Source organism: Sphingobium xenophagum NBRC 107872 (assembly GCF_000367345.1).
GTDB lineage: Bacteria > Pseudomonadota > Alphaproteobacteria > Sphingomonadales > Sphingomonadaceae > Sphingobium > Sphingobium xenophagum.
On sequence record NZ_BARE01000084.1, the window covers coordinates 1 to 9169 of the forward strand.

Genomic DNA, 9169 nt, shown 5'->3' on the forward strand with positions numbered 1-9169 from the left:
AAATAGGCGACCAAAAAAACCTCTTTTGGATTCCGTGGGGCCGGGTCCGGCTAGCAGTCCGATCACTCGGGCTTGAGCCTCACGTCGTTCCTCATCCGATTGATCGAGGCGACGGCGAAGATCGTCGATTGTACCATCACGATCGCGCAACTGTTCCAAAGCAGCATCAAGACGGGCTTGCAACACATTGGAATCCGACCCGTTACGGATGTCAGCATTGCTGTTGCGTAGCGTTTCAGAAGGCGTTCCGGTTACTGGTGCGGCTGACTTTGGAGGATACACCCGGTGCAGTTCGACAGGCTCGATTGAGAAAGAGCCGTTATCCTTCTTTGTCGCAGAAATTCTACCGCTGTTGATGGCACGCGATATGGAAGCCTTGCTGATACCCGTTGCCTTTGCGGCTTCTCCAAGAGTGTAAGCCATCTCATTCGTCCCTGTTGCAGATCGTTTCAAAACATAATCCGCTAACCGTTAGCAGAAACGGTCAGGTGGCGAAACGATCAGACCCGGCCCCACTTGGTGGCACACCCCGTAACCCATTTCGTCCAATCCGCCTTGAGAGCGTCCCCTACCAGTTTGCGGCGCTGTTCGGGGCGGACGCGAGCATACTGATCCGCTAGGCGCTGCACGGAGTGACCACCGCCTAGAGCCATTCCGATTGCATGAAGCTCCGGGGTCTTGAACTCGTCCACCTGATCGTCGGCCGGCCAGCGTAGGGTGTCCGAAACCGATAGCCGAGAAGCCGCCGAGGCGATTAGGCTGGCGGTGTTGACGATGGTTTCTGTCGTCCCTTCCCGGCGGGCCTTTCGGCCGCTGCTATGGCGTCCTGCCTCATCGGCCGCGGCGTCAGTGGCGTCGTCGTCCTTAGGGGTGAAGGTCAGGGTGACGTGGGTGATCTTGCCCCGCGCCCCGCGCTTTTCCGACCAGTCCATCGTGAAGGCGGCGAGCTGGTCAATTTCGGCTTTGCCAGGTGTCAGCACCAGACGCCGGAAGTCGGAGAAGTTAGGCATCGAATTAGAGGGTGCGCCAAGCCGCTCCCGTAGTTCATCGACCGTTCCGGACCATGTGGGGCTACGCCGTCCAGCCAGCAGGCAACCCATCTCATAGAGGGTGATCGCATACTTCGACCGGAAGGCGAGCAGAGCCGCCCGGTTGAGGCGAGCGTAGTAATCGCTCCCTTGCAGAATCGCCCTAGCCGGTGCCGTGAACTCCCACTCGACGGTGGCCCGGCCGTCTTCCGCATGTTCGTTGAGCGTCCAGGCAAGCAGGGCAGCGGTAAGCGTCGCCGCACGTCCTTGCGCCGAGGTCGAAGGCATTTGGAACTTCACATCCATCAGCTCATCGAGAGTGTCCTGGATCCGATCATTGGCGTTGTGGGTGCCTCGCAGATCGCGCTTAGCGATGACGTGCGATCCCGGTCGCCACGCTTCGCCGGCAGCTTTGGCGATTAGAAGAGCTAGGGTCTTGCGGGCCGCCAAAGAGGGTGACGTACCCGCGCCAAACCGTGCTTCGATGAACTCGCCGGCTTTGACAATGGCATGACCGTCACGAACCGAGATCGTGGAAGCCGCCTTCATCGTGCGGCCGATAGGGAGGTCGTCAGGCACGGCATAAGCTTAGCCAGTTACGACATAAGATCAATGTCAATGTCATAGATCGCATAGCCAACCCATTCCTCATGAGGGCACCCGATCCGTCGTAACTGGGCACCCCATTTGTCGTAGGTGCTCACCCCATTTGTCGTAACTGGGCACCCCATTTGTCGTAGGTTGCGCCATTTTTCCTTTGTAAATCAGATAACAAGCAACCCCTGAATCATAGAATCAGTAGAATCTAGAATCATCGCAGGCGCGCGAGATTGGCGTTGCATGATGACAATGCGGAATCGGCCTTCGGCCGATGCGCTGATGATGCGTGCCGGCTACGCCGTCACAGAGGCGGCCTATCGGCCGCTAGCTTGGCGAGGAAGGAGGCGGGGTGAGAGCGGTACCCGATCATTCACCGGGCGTCACACGGCGAGGGGTTTTGCCGTTGCCATCGTGGACGACGATCGCGGACACGCCCGAGGCGGCGATACGATCGATCAGACGACCGGCTTCCTCGTACTTGTTGGCGCTCGCAATCATAGCGGCGTCTGCTTGCAAACAGCGCGATTTCCTGCGCGGATTGGCTGACAATGGCCAAGAAGCGGTGCTCACGCTGTTTGCCAATGTGCTCGCCATCGTCCGGCGCTGCTCGCAAAGGGAAACGATCTGCTCACGCTTTCTGCCAATGGCGGAAAGGGGTGGAAAGCCGCCAACCGACGTTATGGGTATCCGATCAGCGTCGCTGCCACGCCGACTCCAATGAAAGACGCAACCGGCAACAGCACAGCCATTTTCGTTCGCGCCGTCCCAGCGTTGCATCGGCATGCGATGATTAGCGGGGCCACTAACAGCCACGTCAAATTCGCAATGGATTTCAACTCCATTTTCCACGCGATCAGCGACAGAAAAATCGAGAGTGAAACGGTCACTATGATTTGCGTGCTGACCCGTAAGGCCGCCGAACGGTCCAATTGCGCTTGCTCACTCATGCGAAGTGCTCCGTGGTAAAGTCATTCTGCACTCGCTGTCGAATGTCTGCAACTGGGCGGGAGCAGCCGATCCGGCGGTTCTGCAAAACCTTCCTTTCTGACGATCCTGCCAGCAGGCAGGACAGGCGAGACATTCTGCGGCTTCCGGTTTGTCAAAACTGTTCTGGAAACCCAATTCGCAAAACCGCCTTCCGTTGACGGGTTTAGAGAACCCATTGGCAGATAACGTGAGCAAAACCCTTCGATTGCGAGCAGCGCCGGACGATGGCGAGCACGTTGGCAGTTAATCTGAGCCCGGTGCCGGACGCCATTGGCAGATAGCGTGAGCAAAAAGCCGCTCCGTTGGCAAGCAGACGCCGCTATGATTGCGAGCGCCAACACGTACTGGTCACTGGGCCAGTCGCGGGCGACGTGGACGGACACGTCGCCGATTTCCAGCGTCAGGTGCGAAATGGAGGGATCGAGGTCGAGCAACCGCGCCATGTCAGCCTGGGTGTCGAGCGTGACGCGCCGGAGATCATTGCCGGTCATGATGAGCTGCCAGGTGCGCGTGCGATCATCGAGGTTCATGGCAACAACCACCCGCTGTAGGTCTTGGCGTCGGGATTTGCGCCGAAGCACCAGTATGCCCCGTCGCGCTTCTCGCGCTTCCAGCCATGATCCTTGGGACAGGCGGCGATGGCGGGGATGGTCTGTTCGCTGGCCTGATCGATGCGGCGGGCGAGCTTGCCATTGGTGGTGTTAGCCCAGCTCGCGGCAGCCGTTTCATCACGGGCGCGGGCATAGCCTTGTGCATCGCCGGCCCCGTTACCCAAGTAGTAGCCGTAACCCCCGGCGATCGGCACCAGCAGGGCAAAGCCGGCAAGCGCGCCGTTCCACCACCTGTCCCACCGGCGCCGGCGCTGCTCATGGGCGCGGCGATCGGCGGCATCGGCTGCAAAACGATCGGCCAGGGCAGCGTGCGCGGCCGTGTCAGCGTCGATCCGACGCCGCAGGGCCTCCCCCGCCCCGGCAAGGCCGTCCGTGGCTCCACGACGCGCTCCGGCCTCCGCACGGGCCTCCAGGGCGGCAGGATCGACCAGGCGAGCCGCTATGGCCTTGTCACGGGCTTCCTCGTCCTCGGCACGCTGTGCGTCCCTAGCGGCGGCATCGGCGAGGCTGGCGCGCACGTCGGACACCAGGTCGCGCAGGGTGCCGAAGCCGGCAAGGACGCGCTGGATGTTGGTGTCGAGGTGGGAGAAGAAGCTGTGCGCCTGGGCGGTGTCGGCAGCATCGCGCGCACGACCGGCAGCAGAGGGCGGCGGGTCAGAGGGCGTGTCGAACTCGGCCGGATCGAACTTGCCAGCTGGGGGATCGGTTCGGCTGCCGCCACGAGCCATTCCCCTTCCGCGTCCCTGATCGTGGAGCTGGCGGGCCTGTTCGAGCAGGCGACGGGGATCGTCCTCGCGGTCGCGCTCCATCAGCGTTCCTCTCCGGGCAGCGTCCAGCCCTCGAACGGTTTCCTGTCCTGATCGCGGCTGATGCGGTGGGTCAGCTCGGAGACGATGCCGGCGAAGCGTTTGTCCTTGCTGGCGGCATCGATGAGCAGCCCGCCCAGGATGATCTTGCGGCGGGTATCGAGGCGACGACCTTCGGCAGCGACACGGGCATTGAGCGCGTCGAGACGGGCCTTGGCCTGATCGACCCGTTTGCGGGCCTGTTCGATCGCTTCTGGTGTCGGTGCCGCCATGTTTCCTACCCGAAAGTATGAATGCGAAGCGACTATAGCTCAACCCAACAAGCGAAGCCACCCGAGATGACGATAGGAGACAAGGGCGCACTTTAGCATTACTGCGTAATGCGTGCGGCAGGGATACCCTGCACCCATGTCGCTTTGCGACAGCGGGGCCTCCGCCCCACACCCCGACCAGCGCAACGCCGCTGGACCACGTTGAAGAAGGCAGGCGCAGCGATGGCGATCTACCATCTGGCGGTGAAATCGGTGTCGCGCTCGACCGGGCGCAGCGCGGTCGCGGCGGTCGCGTATCGTGCCGGCGTCTGTCTCGAAAATGAGCGCGACGGCCTGGTGCACGACTACACGCGACGGGGGGGCGTCGAAGATGCGTTCATCATCGCGCCGGAAGGCGCGGAGTGGGCGCAGGACCGCTCCGCGCTGTGGAACGCGGCCGAGGCGGCGGAGAAGCGCAAGGACGCCAAGGTGGCGCGGGAATACGAGCTGGGGCTACCGGCCGAGCTGGACGCCGGCCAGCGCCGCGACCTGGTTCGTGCTTTTGCGGAGAATATCCGCGACCGCTACGGGGTGGCGGTCGATGCGGCGATCCATGCCCCCCATGATTATGGCGACGATCGCAACCACCATGCCCACGTCACGACGACGACGCGGGAGGTCGGGCCGGAGGGGCTGGGGGCGAAGACGCGCCAGCTCGACGTGCGTTCGACGGCCTCGGTGGAGGTGGAAGCGATCCGGGAGCGGTGGGCCGGGATGGTCAACGATGCGCTGGAACACGCCCAGGTGGCCGAGCGGGTCGATCATCGCAGCTACGAGCGTCAGGGGCTGGATATCGAGCCGACCGTGAAGATGGGCCATGCGTCGGCTGCGATCGAGCGCCGCGCTGAGCGCGAGCAGATCGCGGCCGGCGAGGAGCCGCACGCCGTCACCCCGCGCGGGCAGATGAACGAGGCGATCATGGAGAAGCGAGGGCTGGGCTTCTACATCGAGCGTGGTCAGGAGCGGATAATGGAATGGTCCCACCAGCTCCGCGAGCGGGCCGAACTGGCGATGCAGGGCATGTCGAGCCTGGTCCAGGGCGCAGCGCGGGCGATGCGATCGGGGTTGCAGACCAGCAGCGATGGCGGGTTCGAGGCGGTGCCGGCGCTCGACCAGTCAGCCCAGCGCGACCAAATGCCGGCGATCGAGTTGGACCAACCGGGGCAGCGTGATCGCGATCGGCAGCGAGAGCAGGAGCTGGACCGTCAGCGTGGGCGTGAAGGGCCGGATATCGGATTCGGGCGGTAGGGTTGCCGCCGAAGAATCGTTTTCGGCAGAGTGTAAGGTAATGCTTGACAAATGTCAGGAAATGCCTTACAATGTGTCTATGATTAAAACATACACCAGCAAGGCGCTCGAAGCCTTCGCCACCAAGGGAGATGGCTCAAAACTTCCCGTCCAGAACCACAACCGCGTTCGTCGCATCCTGCTCACGCTGGATGCAGCCGCGAAGCCCGAGGACATGAATGTTCCGGGCTTTCGCTTTCACGGGTTGAGCACCAAGCCCAAACGATACGCAGTCGATGCCAGCGGCAATTACCGGGTCACATGGGCTTGGGATGACGGCAATGCGATCGACGTGAACATCGAGGACTATCATTGAGGGGGCGTGCCACCCTAAAAATCTGTCAGCCAATGCTTGACATGTAAGGCTTTAGTTTACACATAGAGCTTATATAGAGACGCATGATGATCCGGGATCGGCCCGGACAGGAGACAGATGATGAACCAGCTCGTATCCGGCCTTGCCCCGATGCACCCCGGTGAGCTGCTGCGGGAGGACATTCTGCCCGCGCTCAACAAGCCCAAGGCGGAGATCGCCAGGCTGATCGAGGTGTCGCGGCAGACTCTCTACGATATCCTCGCCGAAAAGCAGGATGTCACCCCGACCATGGCGCTTCGGATCGGCAAGCTCACCGGCACCACGCCCGAAATGTGGGTGAACATGCAGCGCAACTTCGACCTCCGTGTGCAGGCGGTGAAGGACGCCGATATCATCGCGCGTATCCCGACGCTCGAAGCGGCGTGATCCTTTTATCAGAATTTGCAGAAGGGCGGGGGTATGCTGAAACTGTGGACGGCCTTAGTGGTCGGCACGACGCTGACCTGTTCGGGACAGGTAGAAGCCCAACGGCGCGTTGTTAAAAAAGCTACGCCAGTGCGCGTGGCGTCGTCAGCATCAAGCGCCAGTGCTTACGCATCGAGTGTTGCCGGCGTCACCTGTGACAATGCCGCAGCCCGTGCCGCATCAATAATTCCGCTCGCACGCGTTCTTAAGCCGCTATCGAATATGGATACGGCACAAGGAAAAACGGAGTTCGAGACAACAGAGCAATTTGTCCAACGCCGAGGCGATACAGTTACGCGCCTACTAGGCGGAGAAAACATCGTAGCGGTAGTCCCACTTGCCGATCATTTCAGCTATAACGCTGAAACGCAACAAGCGCGGATTTCTCCGGCTCGGGAGAATCAGGACTATTCGGATACCAGCGAAAGCACGACGATATCCCTAGAAGCTTTCAAGGACTTCACGTCACTCGGCAGCTACGTGGGTAGCAACGCCTACGGAGCCACGGCGAGGGTGAAGGCTGGAATCTTCTCGCAGTATTATATCGACGTCAATGTATCCCGACACGACAACAGTTGGAATTCGACTTTTAGCCGAACGGTAAAACTGGAGCTTAGCCCAGAGAAAGCCCGCGAGTTAAAGGAACGAGGTCAAATCGTCTTAGTTGGGCGCTTGATCGCGCCCTACATATCGATCGGAAGCGTCTATGAACGGCCAACGTTCAAAGACCCCTCGCAAACCACCTTCAAAGAATACCACGTCAAGGCCGAAGCAGCCTGCATGATGATCGTCAAGGACGGAGAAGTCGTGTCCAATGTTTCGCTTCTATAAAAGTAGACCGCGATGGCTGTTATAGGCACGATCATCGCAAGAGCGTTTCGATAAAGCTCAACGCGCTAGGAAGAGATGCAGGAATAGCAGCCCAAGGTATAAACCTTGCAAATGCTAACGCAGTTGCCGTCTTTGGACGGCCAGCATCCAAAAATAGCTTAACGTGATCTAGTTTGGAATCTTGCACGACAACACCTCACGGCGCTGCCTTTGCAGCGCTGTTTGACCGAGGGCCTCAAGATCAAGTTACGAGAGTTGTCAGTGTCAGATTAGGATTGAGATCAGTTACAATGGCCCGGCTCCCATGTGGTCACAGCGGATTTCCGCGTCAAGGCCGACAAGCGCGGTTGTCCAACAACCACCTTGTACTGATGCAAAAATCATAGGTTCTGCATCGTGTCGGAAACGGCGGAAATCCGGGCGCTTCCGTGATGCATATATCTGATGCACAATGATCGCATGATCTACGGCTATGCGCGCGTCTCCTCCAACGGGCAGGACCTCACCCAGCAGGTCGCCCAGCTCCTCGCTGCCGGTTGCGTGAAGGTCTACCAGGAGAAGGCCAGCGCCGCGTCGGCCGAGCGGCCGAAGCTCAAGCGCGCGATCGGCGCGCTCGATGCCGGCGACGTGCTGATGGTGACGGCCACGGATCGCTTGGCTCGCAACACCCGCGACCTGTTAAACATCCTTCATGCGGTGAAGGAGGCAGGGGCCGGCTTCCGCTCGATCGCAGAGCCTATGGTGGATACGACCTCGCAGTTTGCCGAGGTCGTCATCGCCGTGCTGGGGATCGCAGCGAGCTGGGAGCGCCAGCGGATCGTGGAGCGCACCGCAGCCGGCCGCGACCAGGCGAAGGCCCGTGGGGTGAAGTTCGGCCGGCGAGCGGCCCTCACCCCTCACCAGCAGGCCGAGGCGTTACAGCGGCTTGCCAAGGGCGACACGCAGCGCGCCGTCGCGGCGCTGCTCGGGGTCGATCAGGCCACAATATCTCGGCTGTCGCGCCGACAGGGGTAATCGGGCTTAACCCTCATACCAATTCGTACTAATTCGCTTTCAGGCCAGTTCAGAGCCGGGATAATTCGGGACTTATACGATTGTTCTTGCATAAGTGCGGCAACAATTCCTAATAAGCCTTGTCACGCGGCGAATCAGTGCTCGGGACAATCGGCAATGAGGGGAATTGTTATGACGCGCTTGAAAGAAATGGGGGAAAGTGCCGCTTGGCACCTAATGGTTGGCGCCGCCCTCGAAGGCGCACGTCAGCAGGGATATGCTCTCAAGAAGCAGCCTGGCCGTGGTCTCTCCAACACCTATGAGCTGACCAAGGATGGCAAGACGCAGACTGCCAGCATCCGCACCACCCGCGACCGCTGGGTAGCTTTCCCGCCGCTTGATGATGGAAAGCGTTGGAAGACTCTTGATGACGTGGACCTTGTTCTGGTCGCTGCCGTTGATGATCGGCTGAACCCCCAGAACGTAGACGTGTATCTCTTTCCCGCCGACGAGGTGAAGAAGCGGTTCGATGCGTCCTATGCTGCGCGGATCGAGAACGGCCACACCGTCCGCAATAACTACGGCATGTGGGTGATGCTCGATAAGGGAGACAATGCGGTAATCAGCCAGGTCGGCCACGGGATCGCGGAAGAGTACCCGCGTATCGCGAATTTCAGTATCGATGAACTGGAAGGCACCGTGTCCAAGGATGTGCGGAAGATGGCCGATGAAGCCGCTCCGGAGCCCGAAGAGGCTATCCCGGCCGAGGCAGGCCCGTCGCTTAACACTGTTGCGGATGTGCTGGCTTTCGCCCGTGAGAAGATCGCCGTTTTGACCGGTATGCCCGGCGACACGATTAAGCTCGACCTCAAGATGGGAGTGTAAATCTCACTTGGCGGACGTGATCGCGGTCACTCGTCAGGGCGACCAAATA

Annotated in this window: 13 protein-coding genes; 6 read left to right on the plus strand and 7 right to left on the minus strand. The window is 60.5% G+C overall.

Translation table 11 applies throughout. The features are described from left to right. The 7 genes from SX1_RS24020 to SX1_RS21180 form a co-directional block, all read right to left on the minus strand. Positions 1-423 (minus strand): MerR family transcriptional regulator (locus SX1_RS24020; protein ID WP_081610015.1); only part of this gene is annotated, 423 nt, incomplete at its 3' end. A gap of 77 nt (positions 424-500) precedes the next feature. Next, entirely contained in the window at positions 501-1607 is a 1107-nt protein-coding gene (locus tag SX1_RS21155) for a replication initiation protein (RefSeq protein ID WP_019054701.1), read from the minus strand. A 387-nt stretch (positions 1608-1994) separates the two neighbouring features. Then, a complete protein-coding gene (locus SX1_RS24590; RefSeq protein ID WP_167539656.1) occupies positions 1995-2222 on the minus strand; it encodes a hypothetical protein in 228 nt (75 codons plus the stop codon). 83 nt (positions 2223-2305) lie between these two features. Continuing rightward, positions 2306-2575, minus strand: a complete 270-nt coding sequence (locus tag SX1_RS24595) for a hypothetical protein (RefSeq protein WP_019054703.1) — start codon at positions 2573-2575, stop codon at positions 2306-2308. 21 nt (positions 2576-2596) lie between these two features. Next, entirely contained in the window at positions 2597-3145 is a 549-nt protein-coding gene (locus SX1_RS24405) for a hypothetical protein (RefSeq protein WP_157410348.1), read from the minus strand. After that, entirely contained in the window at positions 3142-3954 is an 813-nt protein-coding gene (locus SX1_RS23615; RefSeq protein WP_157410350.1) for a hypothetical protein, read from the minus strand. Before SX1_RS23615 ends, SX1_RS24405 begins: the two co-directional genes overlap by 4 nt. Before the next feature lie 80 nt (positions 3955-4034). Next, entirely contained in the window at positions 4035-4304 is a 270-nt protein-coding gene (locus SX1_RS21180) for a hypothetical protein (RefSeq protein WP_019054706.1), read from the minus strand. Between the two features lie 222 nt (positions 4305-4526). Between SX1_RS21180 and mobQ the strand changes: the two genes are divergently transcribed. The 6 genes from mobQ (at position 4527) to SX1_RS21210 (ending at position 9120) form a co-directional block, all read left to right on the plus strand. After that, entirely contained in the window at positions 4527-5591 is a 1065-nt protein-coding gene (gene mobQ / locus SX1_RS21185; RefSeq protein WP_019054707.1) for a MobQ family relaxase, read from the plus strand. Further along, the gene (locus SX1_RS21190) at positions 5554-5946 is read left to right on the plus strand and encodes a type II toxin-antitoxin system RelE/ParE family toxin (protein ID WP_255209819.1); all 393 of its coding nucleotides are present in this window, start codon (positions 5554-5556) and stop codon (positions 5944-5946) included. The genes mobQ and SX1_RS21190 overlap by 38 nt, the downstream gene beginning before the upstream one ends. A 120-nt stretch (positions 5947-6066) precedes the next feature. After that, complete coding sequence (locus SX1_RS21195; protein WP_236711418.1) at positions 6067-6372, plus strand: HigA family addiction module antitoxin; 306 nt, start codon at positions 6067-6069, stop codon at positions 6370-6372. A gap of 33 nt (positions 6373-6405) precedes the next feature. Next, positions 6406-7242, plus strand: coding sequence for a hypothetical protein (locus SX1_RS23290; protein WP_145076178.1), 837 nt, complete (start codon positions 6406-6408; stop codon positions 7240-7242). A 444-nt stretch (positions 7243-7686) separates the two neighbouring features. Continuing rightward, positions 7687-8256 (plus strand): recombinase family protein, encoded by a 570-nt coding sequence (locus SX1_RS21205; protein ID WP_019054711.1) that lies wholly within the window; start codon positions 7687-7689, stop codon positions 8254-8256. A gap of 171 nt (positions 8257-8427) precedes the next feature. Beyond that, the gene (locus SX1_RS21210; protein WP_026150027.1) at positions 8428-9120 is read left to right on the plus strand and encodes a hypothetical protein; all 693 of its coding nucleotides are present in this window, start codon (positions 8428-8430) and stop codon (positions 9118-9120) included. The last annotated feature ends 49 nt before the right edge of the window (positions 9121-9169 follow it).

Excerpts from the sequence above, each read along its gene's own strand:
- SX1_RS24590 (WP_167539656.1), bottom strand. The coding sequence starts at position 2,222 with ATGGCGAGCACATTGGCAAACAGCGTGAGCACCGCTTCTTGGCCATTG.
- SX1_RS24595 (WP_019054703.1), bottom strand. The coding sequence starts at position 2,575 with ATGAGTGAGCAAGCGCAATTGGACCGTTCGGCGGCCTTACGGGTCAGC.
- SX1_RS24405 (WP_157410348.1), bottom strand. The coding sequence starts at position 3,145 with ATGAACCTCGATGATCGCACGCGCACCTGGCAGCTCATCATGACCGGC.
- SX1_RS23615 (WP_157410350.1), bottom strand. The coding sequence starts at position 3,954 with ATGGCTCGTGGCGGCAGCCGAACCGATCCCCCAGCTGGCAAGTTCGAT.
- SX1_RS21180 (WP_019054706.1), bottom strand. The coding sequence starts at position 4,304 with ATGGCGGCACCGACACCAGAAGCGATCGAACAGGCCCGCAAACGGGTC.
- mobQ (WP_019054707.1), top strand. The coding sequence starts at position 4,527 with ATGGCGATCTACCATCTGGCGGTGAAATCGGTGTCGCGCTCGACCGGG.
- SX1_RS21195 (WP_236711418.1), top strand. The coding sequence starts at position 6,067 with ATGAACCAGCTCGTATCCGGCCTTGCCCCGATGCACCCCGGTGAGCTG.
- SX1_RS23290 (WP_145076178.1), top strand. The coding sequence starts at position 6,406 with ATGCTGAAACTGTGGACGGCCTTAGTGGTCGGCACGACGCTGACCTGT.
- SX1_RS21205 (WP_019054711.1), top strand. The coding sequence starts at position 7,687 with ATGCACAATGATCGCATGATCTACGGCTATGCGCGCGTCTCCTCCAAC.
- SX1_RS21210 (WP_026150027.1), top strand. The coding sequence starts at position 8,428 with ATGACGCGCTTGAAAGAAATGGGGGAAAGTGCCGCTTGGCACCTAATG.